Source organism: Paraburkholderia fungorum, from assembly GCF_046026025.1.
Classification (GTDB): Bacteria; Pseudomonadota; Gammaproteobacteria; order Burkholderiales; family Burkholderiaceae; genus Paraburkholderia; species Paraburkholderia fungorum_E.
The window spans coordinates 13,111-35,889 of record NZ_JAQQFL010000044.1 but is presented as its reverse complement, the minus strand read 5'-3'; the positions used below and the strand labels follow the sequence as shown (position 1 = coordinate 35,889).

Annotated in this window: 18 protein-coding genes; 10 read left to right on the top strand and 8 right to left on the bottom strand. The window is 63.2% G+C overall.

Translation table 11 applies throughout. The features are described 5' to 3' along the window. The first annotated feature begins 50 nt into the window (after positions 1-50). From PQR67_RS33915 to rsmA, 3 genes are all read left to right on the top strand, one after another. A complete protein-coding gene (locus PQR67_RS33915) occupies positions 51-1,415 on the top strand; it encodes a peptidylprolyl isomerase (RefSeq protein ID WP_408467168.1) in 1,365 nt (454 codons plus the stop codon). 5 nt (positions 1,416-1,420) lie between these two features. After that, entirely contained in the window at positions 1,421-2,431 is a 1,011-nt protein-coding gene (gene pdxA, locus PQR67_RS33910; protein ID WP_408467167.1) for a 4-hydroxythreonine-4-phosphate dehydrogenase PdxA, read from the top strand. A 150-nt stretch (positions 2,432-2,581) separates the two neighbouring features. Beyond that, positions 2,582-3,454 (top strand): 16S rRNA (adenine(1518)-N(6)/adenine(1519)-N(6))-dimethyltransferase RsmA, encoded by an 873-nt coding sequence (gene rsmA / locus PQR67_RS33905; protein ID WP_408467166.1) that lies wholly within the window; start codon positions 2,582-2,584, stop codon positions 3,452-3,454. A 65-nt stretch (positions 3,455-3,519) separates the two neighbouring features. Here rsmA and PQR67_RS33900 read toward each other — a convergent pair whose 3' ends face one another. Next, the gene (locus PQR67_RS33900; protein WP_408467165.1) at positions 3,520-4,458 is read right to left on the bottom strand and encodes a DMT family transporter; all 939 of its coding nucleotides are present in this window, start codon (positions 4,456-4,458) and stop codon (positions 3,520-3,522) included. A gap of 365 nt (positions 4,459-4,823) precedes the next feature. Between PQR67_RS33900 and PQR67_RS33895 the strand changes: the two genes are divergently transcribed. Further along, on the top strand, positions 4,824-5,933 hold the full coding sequence (locus tag PQR67_RS33895; protein WP_408467164.1) for a porin: 1,110 nt from the start codon (positions 4,824-4,826) through the stop codon (positions 5,931-5,933). A gap of 4 nt (positions 5,934-5,937) precedes the next feature. Here PQR67_RS33895 and PQR67_RS33890 read toward each other — a convergent pair whose 3' ends face one another. Further along, on the bottom strand, positions 5,938-8,919 hold the full coding sequence (locus tag PQR67_RS33890) for an autotransporter family protein (RefSeq protein WP_408467163.1): 2,982 nt from the start codon (positions 8,917-8,919) through the stop codon (positions 5,938-5,940). A 330-nt stretch (positions 8,920-9,249) separates the two neighbouring features. Further along, entirely contained in the window at positions 9,250-10,596 is a 1,347-nt protein-coding gene (locus tag PQR67_RS33885; RefSeq protein ID WP_408467162.1) for an MFS transporter, read from the bottom strand. Between the two features lie 102 nt (positions 10,597-10,698). Between PQR67_RS33885 and PQR67_RS33880 the strand changes: the two genes are divergently transcribed. From PQR67_RS33880 to PQR67_RS33855, 6 genes are all read left to right on the top strand, one after another. Then, a complete protein-coding gene (locus PQR67_RS33880; protein ID WP_408467161.1) occupies positions 10,699-11,655 on the top strand; it encodes a LysR family transcriptional regulator in 957 nt (318 codons plus the stop codon). Between the two features lie 175 nt (positions 11,656-11,830). Further along, entirely contained in the window at positions 11,831-12,520 is a 690-nt protein-coding gene (locus tag PQR67_RS33875) for a TetR/AcrR family transcriptional regulator (RefSeq protein ID WP_408467160.1), read from the top strand. Positions 12,521-12,631: 111 nt separating this feature from the next. Next, a complete protein-coding gene (locus PQR67_RS33870; protein WP_408467159.1) occupies positions 12,632-14,452 on the top strand; it encodes an alkyl sulfatase dimerization domain-containing protein in 1,821 nt (606 codons plus the stop codon). 105 nt (positions 14,453-14,557) lie between these two features. After that, positions 14,558-16,210 (top strand): long-chain-fatty-acid--CoA ligase, encoded by a 1,653-nt coding sequence (locus PQR67_RS33865; protein ID WP_408467158.1) that lies wholly within the window; start codon positions 14,558-14,560, stop codon positions 16,208-16,210. 146 nt (positions 16,211-16,356) lie between these two features. Beyond that, positions 16,357-16,743: a lactoylglutathione lyase gene (gene gloA, locus PQR67_RS33860; protein ID WP_408467157.1), complete on the top strand. Its 387-nt coding sequence runs from the start codon at positions 16,357-16,359 to the stop codon at positions 16,741-16,743. Positions 16,744-16,770: 27 nt separating this feature from the next. Beyond that, positions 16,771-17,169: a hypothetical protein gene (locus PQR67_RS33855; RefSeq protein ID WP_408467156.1), complete on the top strand. Its 399-nt coding sequence runs from the start codon at positions 16,771-16,773 to the stop codon at positions 17,167-17,169. A gap of 133 nt (positions 17,170-17,302) precedes the next feature. On the opposite strand, the gene PQR67_RS33850 is transcribed toward PQR67_RS33855, so the two are convergent. The 5 genes from PQR67_RS33850 to glyQ are packed head-to-tail and all read right to left on the bottom strand — an operon-like array spanning position 17,303 to position 22,724. Continuing rightward, positions 17,303-18,193: a M48 family metallopeptidase gene (locus tag PQR67_RS33850; RefSeq protein ID WP_408467155.1), complete on the bottom strand. Its 891-nt coding sequence runs from the start codon at positions 18,191-18,193 to the stop codon at positions 17,303-17,305. Positions 18,194-18,237: 44 nt separating this feature from the next. Beyond that, the gene (locus tag PQR67_RS33845; RefSeq protein ID WP_408467154.1) at positions 18,238-18,996 is read right to left on the bottom strand and encodes a lysophospholipid acyltransferase family protein; all 759 of its coding nucleotides are present in this window, start codon (positions 18,994-18,996) and stop codon (positions 18,238-18,240) included. Between the two features lie 40 nt (positions 18,997-19,036). Continuing rightward, positions 19,037-19,591 (bottom strand): D-glycero-beta-D-manno-heptose 1,7-bisphosphate 7-phosphatase, encoded by a 555-nt coding sequence (gene gmhB / locus PQR67_RS33840; protein WP_408467153.1) that lies wholly within the window; start codon positions 19,589-19,591, stop codon positions 19,037-19,039. Positions 19,592-19,601: 10 nt separating this feature from the next. Next, the gene (gene glyS / locus PQR67_RS33835; protein ID WP_408467152.1) at positions 19,602-21,701 is read right to left on the bottom strand and encodes a glycine--tRNA ligase subunit beta; all 2,100 of its coding nucleotides are present in this window, start codon (positions 21,699-21,701) and stop codon (positions 19,602-19,604) included. A 15-nt stretch (positions 21,702-21,716) separates the two neighbouring features. Then, positions 21,717-22,724: a glycine--tRNA ligase subunit alpha gene (glyQ, locus tag PQR67_RS33830; protein ID WP_408467195.1), complete on the bottom strand. Its 1,008-nt coding sequence runs from the start codon at positions 22,722-22,724 to the stop codon at positions 21,717-21,719. Positions 22,725-22,779 lie beyond the last annotated feature (55 nt).

The following is a 22,779-nucleotide window of genomic DNA, read 5'->3' as shown; positions in this document are numbered from 1 at the left end:
ATTGCATGCGAAAAGACGGGCCAGGCGCGCCCGACATCATTGGAGTATCTGTGGCAATCATGAAAAAGCTTCGCTTGGCAACACTTGCGGCCGGTCTTGTCGCCGCAGCGTCGTTCCTGTCGGCTGCGCCCGTTCAGGCGCAGGCACTGTCGTCCGGCAAAAGCGGCCAGACGGTCGACACCATCGCCGCAGTGGTCAACAACGGTGTCATCACACGGCGCGAGCTCGACGATCGCATCGGCCTGATCACCCGCCGGCTGAACCAGCAGAACGCGCCGGTGCCGCCGATGGACCAGTTGCGCCAGCAGGTGCTCAACCAGATGGTGCTGGAACGCATCCAGTTGCAGAAGGCGAAAGAAGACAACATCAATATCGACGACGCCGCTGTGCAAAAAACGCTCGAGCGGCTCGCGCAGGCGAACAACCTGACACTCGACACGTACCGCGCGCGTATCGAGGCGCAAGGCGTGCCTTGGGCCACCTTCACGAAAGACGCGCGCACCGAGCTCACGCTCTCGCGTTTGCGTGAGAAGGAAGTGGACAGCAAGGTCACGGTGTCGGACGCCGAGGTGGCGAACTACATCGCCAGCCAGCGCGGCCCGAACGCCGGCCTGGCGAGCGATCTGCACCTTCAGCACATCTTCGTGAAGGCGCCGCTGAACGCCTCGGAAACCGACATCGAAACCGCGCAGAAAAAGGCCCAGGCCCTGTTGGCCGAAGCCAAGGGCGGCGCCAACTTCGAAAAGCTGGCGAAGTCGAATTCGCAAGCAGCGGATGCGTCGAAAGGTGGCGACACGGGTTTCGTGTCGCCGTCCAAGCTGCCGCCTGAGTTCGTCAAGGCCGCCTCGAATTTGCGCCCGGGCGAGATCAATCCGGACCTGATCCGCACCAACGACGGCTTCGAAGTTGTGCGCCTCGTCGATCGCCGCGCCGGCCAGGGCGCCAGCTCCGACGCACCGAAGCTCGTGCAAACGCACGTTCGCCACATTCTGTTGCGCGTCGGCGACGGCATGTCCGAGCCGCAAGCGCGCCAGAAGCTGCTCGAAATCAAGAACGAGATCGCCGCGGGCGGCGACTTCGCGAAGTTCGCCCACACCTACTCGCAAGACGGTTCGTCGTCGCAGGGTGGCGACCTCGGCTGGATCAGCCCGGGCGAGACGGTGCCGGAATTCGAGCGCGCCATGAACAGCCTGCAGGACGGTCAGATCAGCGACCCGGTGCGCAGCGAATACGGTTATCACCTGATTCAGGTGCTGGGCCGCCGCGAATCGGAAGGCTCGGTTTCGCAGCAGATGGATCTGGCGCGTCAGGCGATCGGTCAGCGCAAGGCGGAACAGGCTTACGCCGACTGGCTGCGCGAATTGCGCGACACCGCCTACGTGGAAGTGAAGCCGACTGTGTCGAGCATGCAATAAACACCATGACAACCGCCGTGCAAGCCACCAGCCTTCCGTTGCAGATCGCGATCACGACCGGCGAGCCTGCCGGCGTCGGCCCCGAGCTGACCGCGCAGGCGCTGGCGGGTGCGGCGACGCATTGGCCTCACGCACAGTTCACTGTGCTGGGCGATGCGGATTTGCTGGCAGACCGCGCGCGCGCGGTGGGTGTCGATTGGGCCGCGCTGCTGGCGGACGGCAAGCGCGTGCGGGTGCAGCATCGGCCGCTCGGCGCACCCTCGCTAGCCGGCAAGCTGGACGCCGCGAACGGCCGCTACGTGCTCGATCTGCTCGACAGCGCGATCGACGGCGCCGTGGCCGGCGCGTTCCACGCGATCGTCACCGCGCCGCTGCAAAAAAGCACGATCAACGACGCCGGCGTGCCGTTCACCGGGCACACGGAATATCTGGCCGAGCGTACGCATACGCCGCGCGTGGTGATGATGCTGGCGGGCACCGGCAAGCGCCCGTTGCGCGTTGCGCTCGCTACCACGCATCTGCCGCTCAAAGACGTCTCCGCCGCGCTAACGATCGAAGGCATCGTGGAGACGCTGCGCATCGTCGATCATGATCTGCGCCATCATTTTGGGTTGCCCGCGCCGCGTATTCTCGTGACGGGTTTGAACCCGCACGCGGGCGAAAACGGCTATCTGGGCCGCGAAGAAATCGAGGTGATTTCTCCGGCACTAAAGCTCGCGAACGCGCAAGGGATCGACGCGCCCGGCCCCTATCCGGCGGACACCTTGTTCCAGCCGCGTTATCTGGAACAGGCCGACTGCGTGCTGGCCATGTTCCACGACCAGGGGCTGCCGGTGTTGAAGTACGCGACCTTCGGCGAAGGCATCAACATCACGCTTGGCCTGCCGATCATTCGCACCTCGGTCGATCACGGCACCGCACTCGATCTGGCCGGTACCGGCCGTGCCGACGCGGGCAGCCTGATCGCCGCGATCGATACGGCGGTTTCGATGGCGCAGCACCGCCGCGCGGGCTGATCCAGCAGCCGCGCCGAACGAGCGTACGCGCTTCTCGCCGCCTGCTGTTTGCGTGTTCGTTGCGCGTATTGGCGGTTTGTTGCCGGGTTGTTCCCGGTTGCTCCCCGTTGCTCCTATTCTTAAGCAGTTCTCTTTCAAAGCGTTTCTTCGATGTCCACCAGCAGACAGCAACAGGGCCGGCACCAAGGTCATATCGCGCGCAAGCGTTTCGGACAGAATTTTCTGGTCGACATGAGCGTGATCGATTCGATCGTCGACGTCATCCGGCCGCAGCGCGGCGAGCGCATGGTCGAGATCGGGCCGGGGCTCGGCGCGCTCACTGAACCGTTGATCGAGCGCCTGGCGACGCCGGAAGCGCCGTTGCACGCCGTCGAGCTGGACCGTGATCTGATCGGCCGTCTCAAGAAAAAATTCGGCGACCTGCTCGAGTTGCATGCGGGCGATGCGCTCGCGTTCGACTTCGGCACGCTGGCAGCACCGGGTGAGAAGGCGTCGCTGCGCATTGTCGGCAATCTGCCGTACAACATTTCGAGCCCGCTGCTGTTTCATCTGACCGCGTTCGCGCATCGCGTGATCGATCAGCATTTCATGCTGCAGAACGAAGTCGTCGAGCGCATGGTCGCGGAGCCGGGCACCAAGGCGTTCAGCCGCCTCTCGGTCATGCTGCAATACCGCTATGTGATCGACAAGCAACTCGATGTGCCGCCCGAAGCCTTCAACCCGCCGCCGAAAGTCGATTCGGCGATCGTGCGGATGATCCCGTACGAACTGCATGAACTGCCGGCCGTGGACGAGCGCGTGCTCGGCGAAGTGGTGACGGCGGCTTTCTCGCAGCGGCGCAAGATGCTGCGCAACACGTTGGCCGCGTTTCGTGATTCGGTGGATTTCGAAGCACTGGGTTTCGATCTGCAACGCCGCGCGGAAGATGTGCCGGTGGCCGAATATGTGCATGTGGCGCAGATCGTTGCGGCTTCGCCGGGGCGCGGTGCCGCAGCCGCGGAAACTGGGACTGACGACGCCTGAGTCGCCTTGCAAGGTCGTGAAGGAAGCGCGCTGCGTCCTGCAGCGCGTGCAAAACACGCCACGCTTTAAGCAGCAGCCCGTCGCTTGGTCGGCGCATTGACCAGCGCAATGCCGACGAGCACCAGCGCCGCGGCCACCAGAAAGCGCGAGCTGAACGATTCGCCGAGCAGCAGCACGCCGAAGGTCACGCCAAACAACGGTGTCAGGAACGAGAACACCGACAGGCGCGACGCGATGTAGCGCGTCAATAGCCAGAACCACACCAGATAGCTGACGAACGCCACGATCACCGCCTGATACGCGAGGCTCATCATCGCCACCGGCGTGACGGCGTCCACGCGTGCCTGGCCGAGTCCCGCCGCGAGCGCGAGCAGCACGATGGCCGATACCGCCAATTGATAGAACAGCGTCTTGCTGGCGCTCGAGTGGGCGAGACGCGTGGCGCGCACCACCACGGTGGTCGCGGCCCACGCGGCGCCGGCCAGCACGCCGAGCGCGTCGCCAGCGAGGCCCTTCAGGGGCGAGTCCTGAGGCGCATGGCCGTGCAGGAAGCCGTCCGCAAACGCCAGCCCCATGCCCGCGAACGCCACCAGGATGCCGAGCCATTGAATGCGCCGCATCCGCTCGCCGTCGGCGAACCAGTGCAGTCCGAGTGCCGTGAAGCACGGCGCGGTGTAGAGAAAGACCGCCATGCGCGAAGCGCTGGTCAGTGTCAGGCCGAGAAAAATACACACGAACTCCCCGGCGAACAGCATGCCCGCGAGTAAGCCGGCGCCTAGCGTGCCGTCGTCGCGAAACAGCGGGGTGCCGCGCGAGCGCGCCCAGCCCCAGACCAGCACGGCCGCGATCGCGGAGCGCAAACCCGCCTGGAATATGGGTGGCAGGGCCGCGTTGGTGCTCTTGATGGCGACCTGCTGGAAACCCCAGATGGCGCACAAGCCGATCATCAGCAGGATGGCGAAGCTATCCGGGGTGCGGCGCGTAGTCAGGGCGGTGGCGCTCATGGGTCTCGTGGGGTGGCGGGTATAGGTCATACGATATCAAATCCGTCAGCGCCGCCATGCGATGACCCCACCGCCTACGCGTGCTTCTTACAAGCTGCAAGCGTTTCGATGGCAGAACAACACTTATGTCAGTCTATTTTCTTACAGCCCCGATTTCGCGCTAAGGTTCACCCCACGCGCGTTTCGTCAGCTTATTCAAACAGCCTGCGTTAGCCGTCATGCAAGGTTCCGCCGTGGACCCGGCTGCGTGCCTGTCGATTTGCGCGGCCTTGACCGAGCGGCGCGCCGAACCTTTGCAGCAGACATGACGGCGGCGAGTACCCGTGAGTACCTGCGACAAGCGGGAACCTGTACGAGGAGACGAAATGAAGAACGTAAGCAGGTGGGCGATGGCCGCCGTGCCCGCGGCGTTGGCATGTCAAATGGCGCACGCCCAATCGAGCGTGACGCTTTACGGCGTGATCGACGAGAGCGTGCGATATCTGACCCATGCAAACCAGGCCGGCGATTCGTCGACCGGGCTCGGTAGTGGAGGCATGACGGAGAACCGCTGGGGCATCAGGGGCACCGAGGATCTGGGTGGCGGCTGGTCGACGTTCTTCAAACTCGAAAACCGTTTCTACATGAATAGCGGGCAAAGCGATCCCACCTTGCCGTTCTTCAATGAAGCGCAAGTGGGCATTCGTTCGGATTCCTATGGTCAGGTGATCTTCGGCCGTCAGTACAACGCGATGATCGAGGGCGTGACCATCGGCGGCTACGGCAGCAATCTCTGGATTCCCTACGATTTCAGCTTCCAGCCGGAAGTGACAATGACCGGCGGCATCTGGACCAGCAACCAGGTGCAGTACCAGGCGAAATATGACGGTGTCCATCTTGCCGCAGGCTACGCATTCGGCGGCAACGCGGGTAATTCATACGGCAGCCAGGTCGGCGTGGCGCTCGCTTACGCACCGGGTGGTCCTTTCACCTTCGGCGGTGCGTATCAGGAGTCGAAAGATTCGGTCAACGGCGCCGCCGCGAAAGCGTGGACCTTTGGTGGGTCGTACACATGGAACCTGACGCGGTTCTCCGCCGGCTATATCGTCAATCAGAATGACGCCGGTTTTTCGAATTTTGCCAACGGGCCGTTCACTGCGCCCGCGTTGGCCGCGCTCAAGTACACCGACTTTTCGCGGCGTCGCATGATCATGGGCGGCATCACGCAGCAGGTCGGCCGTGCGTGGCACTTTGCGGCGAACGTCTGGCGCACCCTGCAGGACGGCAAAACCGCCGCGCAGGACGGTTCTGCATGGCAGTATCAGCTGGTCGCCGACTACAACCTCTCCTTGCGCACCGATATCTATCTGGAAGGCGATTACTCGCTGTATCGGGGCGGCCTGATCGGCGCACAATTGCAGGGCGTCAATGGTGTCGGGCTTGCGCAGAAGGGCAGCCAGATCGGCCTGATGGCCGGCATGCGGCATCAGTTCTGAGCACTTACCAATTCCAGCGCGCGCCCAGATTGCCCTCCACCGTGCTGCGGTGTTCGCCGTTCACGTTCATGGTGTAACTCGCGGTGGCGAACACGCTGCCGCGCGCGCTCAAATGCGCAACCATGCCGATGCCGAACTGGGCGGCCGTGGCGGCGACATCGCTGGGAATCACGGTTGTGCCGGCGAAGGTCGTGCTATCGGTACCATTGAAATAGCGCCACAGATTCGCGCGCAGATACGGTTGCCACTGCGCGCCCGCGCCTTCGAAACTGCCTTGCAGGCGTAGGCCGAGCCGGCCCACCAGGCCATCCGCCGCGTGAAACGACACGGTTGAAATGCCGTCGTTGAGATCGTCGATCGATGCGTGCTGCCAGATCAATTGTGCTTGCGGTTCGAGACTGAGGTTGGCGCGTAGTGGAATCGGCAAGCCGGCTTCCAGCGAGGTTGTGACCGCATGTCCGTGCGTGCTCGCGCCGATGCCCTGATTCGACGACGGGTTGATTGTGAGTGAGCTGCCCATCACGACCGCATCGGTGTACCAGCCGCCCGGACCGATGTGCGTCCAGTAAAGACCTGCGCTGTATGCATTGATCGACAGCCGCCCGGCCGACAGGTCGGGGAAGCCGAGCGCGAAACCGTTCACGTCGCCTTGGGCGCGGGCAAAGCCGATGAAGAAGCCATAGTGATTGCGCTGGCCGCTTGCGCTGCGATCCGCGTAGATGTCCTGTCCCACCTGCACGCCGGCCATCGTGCCGCTGAATTCGGGGTTGGCGCCGCCGCTGCTGCTTTGCGAGGCGTGCTCGCCCCAGACACGCGCCCATGTGGCGGCTAGCGGACCGCTTTCGTTCAGTAGCGCCTGCTCGCCCTGTCGGTCGTGGAAGGTGCCGATTTGCGCGATACCGAGTTCGCGCGTGAGAACCGGGATCTCGGCGTAGACCGGCACCTCCATCCGGTAGAGCGGTATCGGCGCTGAGCCTGCAGGCGGCGGGGCGGGTAAGGAAGGGGTACCGGCAGCGGCAATGGGGCCCGCTTGTGCGGGTGTCGGCGTTGGTGTTGGTGTAGGCGTTGGTGTAGGCGTTGGTGTAGGTGTAGGTGTAGGTGTAGGTGTAGGTGTAGGCGTAGGCGTAGGAACCGCAGCCAGGCTCGAGCGTAAATACCAGTTGTCCGCCGTTCCCGCGCTCACTCCGCCTTTGAAAAGGTAGTAGGTGTAAGCGCCGGCGACCATTGGCTTCGGCAGCGTGAATGCGCTCGCAGTCGTCGTAGCACCGTTGGTTGCCTGCACAACCATGATGCCGTCCGCGAGCGTCGCCGCACCGACCCCGCCGATATTCGTGATGCCAAGCGTAGTCTTTCCCGAGCCGACGCCTTGCATGATCACCAGCTTGTCGCTTGGCGAGCCGTCGCCATTGAGTACGCTCTGCAGTAAGAGCTTGCCGTTGAGTCCCACGTAATTGCCATTCACCACCAGCGCATCGCTCGTGCTGTTACCGCCGTTGGTGAGGTCGATCGTGCCCGCGTTGCTGACGGTGACAAGTTGCCCGCTTACCGCGGGCGTGATCGCGGGGTCACCCAGACCGCCGGCGAACAGCGTGCTGGTCGAATCGAGCGTGAGCGTGCCGGTCAGCGTGCCGCTGTTGCCGAGCGTCAGACCGTTGTTGTCGAGCGTGAGCTGGCTGCCGTTCGTTGCGTTGATGGTCGACCAGTTCGTGAAGCGGCTCAGCCCGCTTGCCTGAGTGTTGACGAAGTTGAGAACACTCGAGACGTTGCCGCCTGCAAGTAGCGGCACGCCGGCGAGATTGGTGTCCGTCAGCCCGGTCAGCGTAGCCGTATCGTGACCTGTGCCGAGCCGGATAAAACCGGTGATCGTACCGGCACTCCAGTTGAGCGTGTCGTTGCCGGTATCCGTATAGATCCCGCGACCGTTGCTGCCCAGCATGTTGCCCGTGTTATTGATGGTGATGTCGTACGGGCCGAATGAGGCAATGACCTCCGTGGTGGCCGATTCGAGCGTGCCGGTATTGTTGATGGTGGTGTTGGCGTTGGAAATCGAAAGCGTGACGTTGCTCGCAGAGATGACGCCGGCATTGTTGAACGTGCCGCCGTCGTTCGCGTCGATGCCGTTGCCCCCTTTGCTGACGATGCTTGCGCCCGCTTCGTTGTTGAACGTGACGCTGCCCGTAATGTAGGCGCCGAGGCCGTTGGTGGTGATCGTTCCGGCATTGGTGATCACGCCCGGTGACGCAGCCTCCGAAACAATGCCATGCGAGCCTGAGCCCGAGGTGCTGATCGTGCCCGTGTTCGTGATCGAGGTGCTGTACGTATAGATGCCGGGCGCGCTGATGCCCGTTGTCGTGATCGTGCCGTTGTTGACGAGCGTGCCGGTACCCGCCTGCGTGGATATGCCGGCGGAACTGTCCCCGGTGGTTATCAACTGGCCGTTGTTGATGAGCGAGCCTCCGCCAGTGCTGGCGGTGTCGTGCATCGCGGCGGCATTGGTACCGCTGGTCTGAATAACGCCGGTCGTGTCGTTGAGCATCGTGACCGCGGACGCGCTGTTGAACATGCCGTCCGATCCGGCGCCGGTCGTTGCGATCAAGCCGCGGTTGGTCAGCGCGTTCTGGCCGGCGCCTGTTCCCTGCGCCGAGATGCCGTAGAAGGTGTCGCCCGTGACGCGGATGGTCCCGAGGTTGGTGACCGTGCTGCGGTCGTACACAAGGATGCCGTTGTTGCCGCTCACGTCCAGTTCGGCGCCCGCTTGCACGTTCACCGTGACGTTGCTGCTGCCGGTCACTGCCGCTACCGGTGCAGTGGATGGATTGGGGGCAACGCTGCTACAGGTGACGGTCTGGCCGCCGACCGGCGCAGTGTTGTCACAGGCGGCGAACGCAGGCTCGCATGGCAGAGTGAGCGCTATTCCGAGCGCGGACGAAAGAGCTTCGAGTAGACGCAAACGAACAGGCAGATGCCGCGAGCATGCACGACGCATACTGTGGTCCTCCAGTAGAACAGGCTTGGTCAGTTCCTGCTGGGTTCGCTCTGTGTGCTGCGCCGTCTCTTGGGATGTCGCGATCGGACGGTGTGCGAAAGAATGTACCGTCAGACGAATTTAGTCAACGACTCGAATGGTGCTGAGAAGAGGGCAAGCCGTATAACCGCACGTGAAGGAAGCGGCCCGGGTGATGGGCGCAAAGGGGACGTGAAAGCCACGCATAAGCCACGCATAAGCCACGCAAAAGGCATGCAAAAGGCATGCAAAAGGTGCGCACAAATCACGCACGAGCGACGCATAAATCACGTACAAGCGTGGCCGCGAGTTTTATCCAGGCATGCCTTCCATACGCCGCTTCGACCGCTGCGGATCGATCAATGCAAAACCCGCTATGCCGACGATCAGCAGCAACGCGCCGGTTACCGCAAAGCCGATCTCATAGCCGCGCACGTCGCCTGCCGCACCGAGCAGCTTGCCCATCGCGACCGGTCCGATCAGTCCAGCGGTGGTGACGATCGAGTTGGTGATCGCGAGCAGGGCCCCGCGCCGTGCTGCTGGCGCGACTTCGGCAACCAGCATCGGACCAAAGGTGAACGTCTGGATCGCCAACGCGCTGGCAAGCCCCATCAACGCGACTTTGACGAGCGGCGGGGCACCGAACAACAATGAGCCGTACGCGAACCCACTCACTACGCATGCCGCGCTGATCAGCCTGCCGCGCGCCACCCTGGACGGCACACCGCGTTTGAGCATGCGATGCGAAGCCATCGCGAGCGCGATGCCGAGCGGGATCTGCGCCGCGACTTGCAGCGCGAATAGCCAGCCGGCCTGGGTCGCACCAAAGCCGAGGCCAAGCCGGAAATATGCGGGTACCCAGGTAAAGCCGATCGCAATTACCGCATAGCCGACAAAGCATTGCAGCATCACCCCGATGACCGTGCGGTCGCTCAGCATGCGTCGAAAGCGCAATGACGCCGTGCGCGGACCCGCCGCCTCGAGCGCAAACGCGGGTGTCGAGTTGTGCTGACGATTGCCCGTCTTGCCCAGACACAGCCACAAGACCGTCCAGCCGATGCCGACCGCGCCGAGCGTCAGAAACGTTGCGTGCCAGTGCCACCGCTGCGAGATATAGGTGAGCAGCGGCCCTGCGATGATGACGCCCGCGGTCGCCCCTTGTTGCACGATGACCGTGGGGAGATTGCGCTCGTGGTCGTCGAACCAGGTGTAGACCACATGCAGCGCGAGCGGCGAGGCCGGTCCTTCGCCCGCCCCTAGCAGCACGCGGCACAGCAGCAACACGGCAAAGCTGGTCGGCCATGCGAGCGGCAACTGCGCTATCGCCCAGATCAGCGCGAGCGCGGCGAGCAGCCATTTCATATTGACGCGGTCGGCGAACAGGCCGACCGCGATGCCCGAGATCGAGAACAACGCAAAAAACGCGCTACCGACGAGACCGAATTGACCATGCGTCAGTTGCATGTCATGCATCATTGGGATCGCGACCAGACCGAGCACGGCTTTGTCGGCGAAATTGATCAGCATGAACAGGAACAGCGAGGCGACGATTACCCAGCGGCGGCCCTGTGCGGCCTCGTGTGCGTGGGCGGGTTGAACCGGCGCCGTGTCGCCGGTAAGCGCCGTGCAGCGCTTCGTGCTGCTGAGGATGGTGGGCAAGTCGTGTCTCCGTTTCTTGAGCGGGGCGCTGGGTTTTCGTCCATTTGAGGTGGTATAAGTGAATTGTTCAAGTGCATTCTCGTTATCGGGAGCTTGCAAATCATGCATGAGGTCAATTCCCGCCGCCTTGGCCATCTGGTTGCGCTGGCCGAGGAGGGCAGTTTCGCGCGTGCGGCTGAGCGCGTTCATTTGAGCCAGCCGGCGTTGAGCCGCAGCATCCAGGCGCTGGAGGAAGAAGTCGGCATGAAGCTGTTCGACCGTGCCGCGCGCGGCGTCGCGATGACAGCGGCTGGGCGGCTACTGGTCGAACGCGCCCGGCGCGTGCTGTTCGAAACGCGCTGCCTGTTTCGCGACGTCGAACTACTGAAGGCACATGAACTCGGCGAGGTGCGTATCGGCCTCGGACCCTACGCGGCCGTGGTACTGCTGCCGGACTTGCTGGTGGAGTTCGCGCGGCGCTTTCCGAAGATCAAGGTGTCGATCGAACTCGGCGAAGGCGATGGGCTGCTTGCAAAGCTGCGTGCCGAGCAGATCGATTTTCTCGTCACCGATCGCCGGGTGCCGCCCGTCACGCCCGATGTCACCTTGCAGCGGCTGCCGCGTCACGAGGGCGGCTGGTTCGCGCGGCCGGACCATCCCCTGTTTGCACGCGATACCGTGCAGCTCGCGGCGTTGCGCGAGTTCCCGCTAGTCTCGGTGAGCTTGCCCGCATTCATGAAGGACGCCCTGCATCGCCTGCTGAAGTATCGCGCTCACGAACAGATTCCGTTGCAGATCGAATGCAACGACGTGGCAGTGCTGAAGGACGTCGTGGCCCAGACCGATGCCGTGCTGTTCGCCACGGCCTCCGCCGTGCGGCGCGATCTGGAAATGCATCGGCTCGCGCGCATCCCGCTCATCAATCCGCCGCGTCTCGCACTGGAATTCGCGCTGGTTTATCTGGCCGAACGCACACCTTCGCCCGCTGCCTATTCCGCGCTGGGACTTGCCGAGCAGGTGATGGAGGACGCCAACCGCGCTGCGCAGGGGCTGCTGCACCCCGGCGCATTGACGGCATAGTAAGCGGCTGAATGGACGGCCGCGTGATCGCATGACCGCCTCCGTGATTACCCTCGATGCAGTTGACACGGCGATCCCGATCGCGGACGATCCGGAATCCAGATTCCGGTTTTGATGAATCCTCCTCCATGAATCCTCCTTTTTATCGAAGCAGCGAATCGAGGCTGAACTGCGCATGACGACGACTTCATCACGCGGCCGCGAAACACCGCCCAGCACCGTCGCGGCGCCGCGTCAGACGCGCAGTCAGCAGGGACTCGTTCGCATGCTGCAAGCCGGGCGCGAGTTGATCGAAGCGAGCGGCAATCTCGACGATCTGTCGATCAACGACATCGTCGAGCGCGCGGGTACGTCGATCGGCGCGTTCTATCGGCGCTTCGACAACAAAGAGGCTTTCTTCGATGTCGTCCAGGACGCGGCGATGGAAGAGGGGCTCGCGCACGTACGCGAAACCGTCGAGCGCGACCCGGCCTGGCGTTCGAACGATGCGGGCACGCTCGCCGATGCGGTCATTTCGTTTTACATCGTGACGTTCCGGCGTAATCGCGGGCTCTATCACGCGTCATTGCTGCGGGCGTCGCAGCGCAAAGCCAGTTGGGACGTCGTGAAATCGGCCAATCACGAAGTTCTGGCCATGATCGTGCCGCGTCTCGTCGGCGCGTTGGCGCAGTCGCGCGGCATCAGGGCCGATCACGACATGACCCAGGCGCTCGAATTCGAAGTGCGCGCCACCTTGCAGATGATTCTCGGCATGCTGGTCAACAGCGTGCTGAACGACCCCGGCCCTTTGTCGCTGTCCAGCCGGCAACTGCGGTCGTGGCTGCAGATCCGGCTGCGGCGCTGCCTTGGGCTGCCTGACGGTTGATTTTTTTTTGCCTAAAAATCGGAATCGGAATTCCGGTTTTGAATACCAGAAACCTATCCTGTTGCCACGCGATTTCCGTTACGCGCGGCCGAACATTCAAGGAGACACCGCATGAACTCATGTTGTCCGGAACGGGTCCGCAACCCCGCCTTCGACGCGCCGCATATCGGCGAACCGCTCGATGTCGCGTTCGACGCCGGCGTGAATCTCGCGTTCGCCGTCGCCGCACCGACCGTGCCACCGCGTCTGACCGAACACTCGCAGCGCATGGCGCAGCGTATCTATCGCGTAGCCGAGCGCGTGTATTGCGCGGTCGGCTATGCGATCGCGAACATCATCTTCGTGGTGGGCGACGACGGCATCGTGGTAATCGATGCGACCGAGGCGGTGTCCGCTGCGAAACGCATCTATGAGGATTTCTGCGCGATCGATCCGCGGCACGCCGGGCTGCCGATCAAGGCCGTGGTCTACACGCACAACCACACGGATCACACTGGCGGCGTGCGTGCTTTCGTCGATGAAGCCGCGCTCGAGGCGGGCAGCGTCGAGATCATCGCGCACCGCTCCCTGATGGACACGGTGATCAACAACGCGAATCTCGTGGCGCCGATTCTCGCCACGCGTTCGGCCTACAGCTTCGGCACATTGCTGCCGGCCGGCGCGACCGGCAAGGTCAATGCGGGTATCGGACCGGTGCTGATCGCGGAGCCGGCGAGTTTCTTCGCGCCGACCCGCGTGTTCGACGACAGGCTCGACATCGTGCTGGCGGGCGTGCGCTTCGAGTTTCGCTACGCACCTTCCGAAGCCGACGACGAGATCGTCATGTGGCTGCCCGAGCTTGGCGTGCTGCTGTCGGCGGAAGTCATCCAGGGCGAATGCCTCGCGAACGTGCATACGTTACGCGGCACGCGTTATCGCGATCCGGTGCGCTGGTATCAGACGATCGACATGATGCGCGGCTTCAATGCGGCGCACATGGTGCCGGCGCATGGCCGGCCGGTATCGGGCGCGCAGTATGTCGCCGAGGTGCTGTGCGTATATCGCGACGCGATCCAGTTTATCCACGACCAGACCATTCGCCACATGAACTTCGGTCTGAGCCCGGACGAACTCGCTGAGGCGATTCCGGCACTGCCGCCTCATCTCGCGGAGCACGCGTGGCTCGGCGAGTACTACGGCACGGTCAAGCATTCGGTACGGCAGGTGTATAGCGGTCAGCTCGGCTGGTTCGATGGCGATCCGGCGTCGCTCGATCCGTTGCCGCGCGCTGAACGTTCGCAGCGCATGGTGAAGATGATGGGCGGTGTGGAGGCGGTGCGCGCCGCTGCGCGCATCGCTTTGGGCGACGGCGACTGGCGCTGGGCCGCGGAACTGGCCACGCTGCTGGTGCGGCTCGATACGACCGACGCCGACGCCCGCAACATCAAGGCGAGCGCGTTACGCGAACTGGGCTACCGCACAGTGAACACCAACTGGCGCAACTGGTATCTGAGCGCGGCACGCGAACTCGAACACGCCTACGACGAACTGCCGTTTGCGGGCAGTTCGAGTCTCGCCTCGGTGGATGTGTTGCGCGCCCAGCCGTTGCGCAACGTGTTCCAGCGCTTCTGTGTGAACGTCGATCCGCAACGTTGCGCCGATGTGCAGATGACGCTCGCATTCCGCGTGACCGATCGCAATGAAACACACACGCTTGAACTGCGGCGTGGCGTATTGCAGATTCACGAGCGCACCCCTGCGACGATCGACGTTCAGCTCGCACTGGAAACCGGCACCTTGTACGGCATGCTGCGCGACATGGCGACGCAGTTGCCGGCGTGCCTCGAGAACGGCACAGTAACACTCGAGCGCGGCACGGCCGGGCAGTTGCGCGAATTCTTCGATTGCTTCGACCGGCCGGCACGGCGGATGCCCGCGCTGACTACGCGATAGAGGCAGGATAGACCCAGGATAGAAGCCGCACGGTCCACGTCGGCGCGCAGACGCAGCGGCACATCGTGAATTGGCGCATCGCGATGCGAAACTCAGGAAAGAGATATGGAAAGAATCTGGTTGAAGTCCTATCCGCCGGGCGTTCCGGCAGAGATCGACGCTACGCAGTTCAGCTCCGTTGGCGACTTGCTGGAGCAGAGTTTCGTGACGCACGCGGCCGAGCGCGCGTTCGTCTGCATGGGGCGCGAGCTGACTTACGGCGAGCTCGATGCGAAGTCTCGTCATCTTGCGGCGTGGTTCCAATGGCTGGGCCTTGCGCGCGGTGCGCGTATCGCCGTGATGCTGCCGAATGTATTGCAGTATCCGGTGGTGATGGCGGCCATCCTGCGTGCCGGCTACGTGGTGGTGAACGTCAATCCGTTGTACACGCCGCGTGAACTGGAGCATCAGTTGAACGACAGCGGTGCGGAAGCGATCGTGCTGCTCGAGCCGTTCACGAAGACGCTCGAGGCCGTGCAGGCGCATACGTCGATCAGGCATGTCGTACTGACTTCGATCGGCGAGATGCTCGGTGCGGGGAGCCCTGTGGTTGCCGACAATGTGCCGCCAACTTCATGTATCGCGCTGGACGATGCGATCGCGCGTGGTGCGGATGCGGGCTTCACACCCGTCACGCTCACTCAGGGCGATGTCGCGGTGCTCCAGTACACCGGCGGCACCACCGGCGTGTCGAAGGGCGCCACCTTGCTGCACGGCAATCTGATTGCCAACGTCCTGCAATCGGCGTTGTGGCGCGAACCGGTTTATCGTGGGCGCAGCGATATCAAGCAGTACATCACGGTCGTCGCGCTGCCGCTTTATCACATCTTCGGACTGACGGTCTGCGGCTTGCTGACGATGCGCTGCGGCGGTCTGGGCATCCTGATTCCGAATCCGCGCGATCTGCCGGGGATGATCAAAGCGTTGCAGGGCTTCGCGATCAACTCGTTCCCTGGCGTGAACACCATGTACAACGCGCTGCTGAACGAACCCGATTTCAAAACGCTCGACTTCTCGAAGCTGGTGCAATCGAACGGCGGCGGCATGGCGGTGCAACAAGCCGTCGCGCAACGCTGGCAAGCGTTGACCGGCGTGCCGATCGTCGAAGGTTATGGGCTCTCGGAAACTTCGCCGTGCGCCACCACCAATCTGCCCACGGCGACCGCATTCACCGGGACGGTCGGCTTGCCGTTGCCGTCCACCGATATCTCGATTCGCGATGACGCAGGCCACGAAGTGCCGCTCGGCGAGCGCGGCGAAATCTGCATTCGCGGGCCGCAGGTGATGGCCGGCTACTGGAACCGTCCCGATGAAACGGCAAAGGTGATGACGCCGGATGGATTCTTCAAATCCGGCGATATCGGCGTGATGACGGAACAGGGTTTCGTGAAGATCGTCGATCGCAAGAAAGACATGATTCTGGTGTCGGGCTTCAACGTCTATCCGAACGAAATCGAGGATGTGGTGGCGAAGCACCCGGGCGTGTTCGAAGTCGTGGCGGTTGGCGTGCCGGACGCGGAGGCGGGCGAGGTGGTGAAGCTTTACGTGGTCAAGAAAGACCCGGCGCTCACCGAGGCGGATATTCTCGCCTTCTGCAAGGAGCTGCTGACAGGCTACAAGCGGCCCAAGATCATCGAGTTCCGCAGCGAACTGCCGAAGACTAACGTCGGCAAGATTTTGCGGCGAGTATTGCGCGACGAGGTGAAGAGCGCGGGTTGAGAACGGGCGTGCCACGCTTCCTGGCAGACTCCTTGCCACGCGTTCGCCGCGTGTTCACCCCATGCCGCCACGTTGGCACGCCGCTGCAGCGCGGCGTGATTCGGGGTACATTCTCGTTCTCGACATCACGCACCAGGGAATACACAATGCGCCTCCTCCACACCATGCTCCGGGTCGGTAACCTGGACCGTTCGATTGCGTTTTACACCGATCTGCTCGGCATGAAATTGCTGCGCAGGGACGATTACCCTGAAGGCAAATTCACGCTGGCGTTTGTCGGCTATGAAGACGAACGCAGCGGTACTGTCCTCGAGTTGACGCACAACTGGGATACGCCGTCGTATGACCTCGGCAGCGGCTTCGGGCACCTCGCGGTCGAAGTCGAAGACGCCTACGCGGCATGCGACAAGATCAAGGCTCAAGGCGGCAAGGTCGTGCGCGAAGCCGGCCCGATGAAACACGGCACGACCGTGATCGCTTTCGTCGAAGATCCGGACGGCTACAAGATCGAGTTCATCCAGAAGAAAAAGTGACGTAAGCGGCAGGGCGAGGAACACGCAATGAATAACAGCAATCCCTACTTCAAAGAACTGGCCGACATCCACGTCGAAATTCAGACGTTGTTCGACGGCTCCGCGGATCACGGCGCGCTGGAGCGCATCATGGCGCGCTTCGCTCCGCAATTCACGCTGGTCATGCCGTCTGGTCTCGCGCTCGACCACGCGGGCCTGCGGGCGATTTTCACGAAACTGAACGGCGCGCGTCCCGGCTCGCAGATCACAATCCGCGATATGGAGATCGTGTCCGAGTATCCGTCGGGCGCCGTGGTCAAATATCGTGAGTATCAGCGCGACAACGCGGGCAACGCGAATGTGCGGCGCTCAACAGCGGTGATGGATCTGGACGCGAACGGCAAGGTGACGTGGCGTCACCTGCAGGAAACCTTCTGCGCGGAATGAGTAGCGGGTTTCAGAAGGCCGGCGCTTCGGGTCGAGGTGCCGGCTAGAGGCCTAGTGACTTCAAGGCCTGGCGACTTCACGGCCTTACGGCCGAAGACCGAAGCCTTGCAGAGCCGGAGAAGATCCGAAGGCTCTACAGCGTCGGCAGTAATTCCGGCGGATGCGACTTCAGCGTCTGCCGCGCTTCGCGGAACTCCGGAAAAATCGATTCGACCGTCTGCCAGAAGCGCGGGCTGTGATTCATCTCGCGCAGATGCGCAAGTTCGTGCGCAACGACGTAATCGATGATCGACAGCGGGAAGTGAATCAGCCGCCAGTTCAGACGAATTTTGCCGTCGCTCGAACAACTGCCCCAGCGCGTGGCCGCTGAAGAGAGTGCGTACGCGCGATAGTTGACGCCGAGCTTCTCCGCGTAGATCGCGAGGCGCTCGCCGAACAGGCGTTTTGCTTCGCCTTGCAGCCAGCCTTGCACGCGATCCTTGATCTGCTGCGGGTCGGCTTGCAGCGGCAGCGGCACTTGCAGGACGGCTTCATCCGCGTCGAACGCGAGCGTGCCCTGCGGCGAGCCGAGCTTCACACGCACAGGCTGGCCGAGATACGGCACTTGCGCGCCATCTTTCCAGTCGACCTTAGGCAGCGCGCGCTGTTCGACACGCGTTTGCCATTCGATCAGCTTTGTGAAAATCCAGCGCTGCTTTTCGGTGATCGCGGTCTCGATATCGGCGAGCGTGACCCAACGTGGTGCGGTAATCATCAGCCCGGTACTGTCGATCGCAAAGCCGATCGAGCGGCGTGCCGAGCGCTTGAGCACATAGTGCAGCGTGCGCGAGCCGATGGTGAGGCTGCGCAGCTTGGTGCCGTCCGGTGCGAGCGGCACGGCCGGCTGTTGCCCGCTCTGCGAGCCGGCCAACGGAGCGGAGGGTGTTGGGGACGACGACGTCGACCCCGGCTCGGCGAAGAGCGGGAGATCGAGCTGCCGGTTATCGAGCGCCGCAGCGGGCTGCGACGTAGGAGACTTCTGCATCGGATTCGGCTTCGCGCAAATGCGCCTTCGAGGGCGCGGGCGCGTCAGATTGGTGCGGCGGCGGAGGTGCTATCCGCCGCGCGGTACGCAGTAGGATCGATGCGACGCATTTCAGCTTCGATCCACTGTTCGACGCGCGTGTTCACTTCATCGGGCGTGAGCCCCGTCGTCTCGATCGGCTTGCCGATCGACACTGTGACTATACCCGCATATTTGAGAAACGAGTTGCGTGGCCACACACGTCCGGCGTTGTGCGCGATCGGCACGACCGGCGCGCCAGTCGCAATCGCGAAACGCGCGCCGCCGGTTTTGTACTTGCCCTGCTTGCCGGTCGGCGTACGCGTGCCTTCCGGAAACATGATCACCCAGGCACCCTCCGCCATGCGCTGCTTGCCTTGCTTGATGACCGAATCGAACGCGTACTTGCCTTCCTTGCGGTCGATGTGAACCATCTTCAGCATGCCCAATGCCCAGCCGAAGAACGGCACATACAGCAGCTCGCGCTTGAACACGTAGCACAGCGGCCGTGGCATCAGCGCCGGAAACGCCAGCGTTTCCCATGCCGATTGATGCTTGGACAGCAGCACGGCCGGACCATCGGGCAGGTTCTCATATCCTTCGATCTTGTAGCGGATGCCGTTCAGCCAGCGCACCGTGTGGAGCGTGGCGCTGCACCAGCCCGCCGCCATCCAGTAGCGGTTGTCGGCGCGCATGAACGGAAACGCGATGAAGCACGCGGTTGCGTACGGCACCGTGAAGAGCACGAAGTAGATCAGCAGCAGCAGGGAACGAATGAAGCGCATCGGCGTGGTCTGTGAGGGTTGGTGACGCGCGTGGTGCGTGTCACTCGTGAGCGTCGGAAAGGAAGTCGAGTGCGAATGCGCGCAGGTCGTCGTGCACGCGCGCGCCTTCGGGCAGACCACCGGCCTGGAGCGTCTTGCGGCCCTTGCCGGTCAGCACCAGATGAGTCGGATGTCCGAGCGACGCGCCCGCTTGCAGGTCGCGCATCGCGTCACCGACCACCGGCGTATGCGCCGGATCGACTTCGAATCGTTCGGCGATCATCTTCAGCATGCCGGGCTTCGGCTTGCGGCATTCGCAGTGATCTTGCGCCGTATGCGGGCAGAAGAACACCGCGTCGATGCGCCCGCCGACTGCTGCCGCCATGCGATGCATTTTCAGATGCATCGCGTTGAGCGCGTTCATGTCGAAGAGACCCCGGCCGATGCCAGACTGGTTGGTCGCGACAGCAACGCGATAACCCGCCTGGTTCAGCCGCGCGATCGCTTCGAGCGAACCGGGCAGGGCGATCCATTCGTCCGGCGACTTGATGAACGCGTCGGAATCGACGTTGATCACGCCGTCGCGGTCGAGGATCACCACTTTTTTGGTCGGCATGGTGGGGGGCTCAGGCGGCGAGTCGGGAGATGTCGGCGACGCAATTCATCTGCTGATGCAGCGCGCCGAGCAAAGCCAGACGGTTGGCCCGCAACGCCGGATCTTCGGCGTTGACCATCACGTCGTTGAAGAACGTGTCGACCGGCTCGCGCAACGCGGCGAGCGCGGTCAGCGCACCCGTGTAGTCGCGCACGGCGAGTTGCGATTGCACGCGCGGTGCGACCTGCTCGAGTTGCGCATGCAAGGCTTTCTCCGCCGCTTCGGTCAGCAGCGTGACCTGCACACCGCCGGTCGTCGCGCTTTCCGACTTCTTCAGGATGTTCGAAATCCGCTTGTTGGCCGCCGCGAGCGATGCCGCTTCCGGCAAGGCCGCGAATTCGCGCACCGCATCCAGACGCGCGACGATGTCGTCGAGGCGCGTTGGGTTCAGCGCCAGCACCGCGTCGATTTCGCCCGGCGCATAGCCACGTTCGCGCAGCAAACCGCGCAGGCGGTCCATGCTGAATTCGTAAATCGCCTGCGTCGAATCGGCGACGCCCGGCACGGCGGCGAATTGCGCGTAAGCGGTGCGCAGCAGTTCGATCAGATCGACCGGCAATTGCTTCTCGACCAGAATCCGCAGCACGCCCAGCGCATGACGGCGCAGCGCGAACGGGTCTTTCTCGCCGGTCGGTTGCAGGCCGATGCCCCAGATGCCGACCAGCGTTTCGAGCTTGTCGGCAAGCGCGACGACGGTGCCGGTTGCCGTGGCCGGCAATGCATCGCCGGAGAAGCGCGGCTGATAGTGCTCCGAGCACGCCCGCGCAACTTCTTCCGGCTCGCCGTCGTGGCGCGCGTAGTACGTGCCCATCGTGCCTTGCAGCTCGGGGAATTCGCCGACCATGTCGGTGATCAGATCGGCCTTGGAGAGACGCGCGGCGCGCTTCGCGAGCGCGGCATCCGCGCCGATCAGTCCGGCAATCGCGCCGGCCAGCGCTTCGACACGCTCCACGCGTTGCAGCGCCGAACCCAGCTTGTTGTGATACACGACATTGGCGAGCAGCGGCACGCGCTCGGCGAGCGGCTTCTTCTTGTCCTGCTCGAAGAAGAACTTCGCATCGGCCAGACGCGGACGCACCACCCGTTCGTTGCCTTCGACGATATCGCCAGGCGTCTTCGTTTCGATGTTCGACACGATCAGGAAGCGCGAGCGCAGCTTGCCGTTCGCATCCGTCAACGCGAAGTATTTCTGGTTCGTCTGCATGGTCAGGATCAGGCATTCCTGCGGTACTTGCAGGAATTCGTCCTCGAAGCGGCAGGCGTAGACCACCGGCCATTCGACCAGCGAATTCACTTCATCCAGCAGCGCTTCCGGCATCACGACCTGGTCGCCGTCGGCTTGCGCGAGCAGGTGCGTGCGGATGGTTTCCTTGCGGTCGGCGAAATTCGCGACCACGTGACCTTTGTGCAGCAACGTGTCGGCGTACGAATCCGCGTGCTGGATCTGCACCAGGCCTTCGGACAGGAAGCGATGGCCGAGTGTGGTGTCGTCAGCGTCGACGCCCAGTGCCGTGACCGGCACGACCTCGTCGCCGTGCAAGGTGGTCAGGCGATGCGCCGGGCGCACGAACTGCACACTGGTGCCGTCCGGGCGCTGATACGTCATCGGTTTCGGGACCGGCAACTTGGCGAGCGTTTCGTCGAGCGCGGCTTGCAGGCCTTCGGCGAGCGTGGCGCCCGGCGCGGCGTAGCGCAGGAAGAAGGCTTCGGCCTTGCCGTCCTGCGCGCGTTCCAGGTCGTTCACCGAAAAATCGGGGAAGCCGAGCGCGGCCAGTTTCTTGGCGAGCGGCGCGGTGGGCTGGCCGTCTTTATCGAGCGCGACGGAAACCGGCAGCACTTTTTCGCGCACGTGTTTTTCCGGCGCGACCGCACGCACGTTCCTGATCGTGACGGCGAGGCGGCGCGGCGTGGCGTAACGTTCGAACGACAGTTCGCCTTCGACCAGATCGCGCGCCGCGAGGCGCTGCGCAATGCCTTCGGCGAACGCGTCACCCAGACGCGCGAGCGCTTTCGGCGGCAATTCTTCGGTCAGCAGTTCGACGAGCAGGGTAGCTTGATGGGGTTGAGTCATTTCTTGATGGTCTCGTCAGTCCGGATCGATCTTGCGTTCGATTTTCAGCGGCGGCGCCCATGCGGGCATGGCGGCGTCTTGCTCGTCGGTCGTCAGGCCGGGCACGCCATGCACCGGATTACCGAGCATCGGGAAACCGAGTTTTTCGCGCGACTCGTAGTAGGCCTGGGCGACCAGACGCGACAGCGCGCGAATCCGGCCAATATAGGCCGCACGCTCCGTGACGGAGATCGCGCCGCGGGCGTCCAGCAGGTTGAACGTGTGGCCGGCCTTCAGCACCAGTTCATAAGCGGGCAGCGCGATCTGCGCTTCGATCATGCGCCTGGCTTCCGCTTCATAGCTGTTGAAGAACGTGAACAGCAGATCGACGTTCGCGTGCTCGAAGTTGTAGGTCGACTGTTCGACTTCGTTCTGGTGATACACGTCGCCGTACGTCAGGCGACGAAGCTCCGGGCCGTTCGGGCCTTGCTCTTCCCATTCGGTCCAGACCAGGTCGTAAACGTTTTCGACCTTCTGCAGGTACATCGCGAGACGCTCGAGACCATAAGTGATTTCGCCGAGCACCGGCTTGCAATCCAGACCGCCGACCTGCTGAAAGTAGGTGAACTGGGTCACTTCCATGCCGTTCAGCCACACTTCCCAGCCAAGGCCCCACGCGCCGAGCGTGGGGTTTTCCCAGTCGTCTTCAACGAAGCGCACGTCGTTCTGCTTCAGGTCGAAGCCGAGGGCTTCCAGCGAGCCGAGGTACAGGTCGAGGATGTTTTCCGGCGCCGGCTTGAGCACGACCTGGTACTGGTAGTAATGCTGCAGGCGGTTCGGGTTCTCGCCGTAGCGGCCGTCTTTCGGGCGGCGCGACGGCTGCACATAGGCGGCTCGCCACGGTTCCGGACCGATTGCGCGCAGGAAAGTATGGACGTGGGACGTGCCCGCGCCGACTTCCATGTCGATCGGCTGGAGCAACGCGCAACCCTGCTTATCCCAGTAGGACTGCAGGGTCAGGATGATTTGCTGAAACGTGAGCATGAAGTGCCTTTCGGGCATGGGGCCGCGCCGTAAGCGCCGAAGCGCGCCGGGTGGC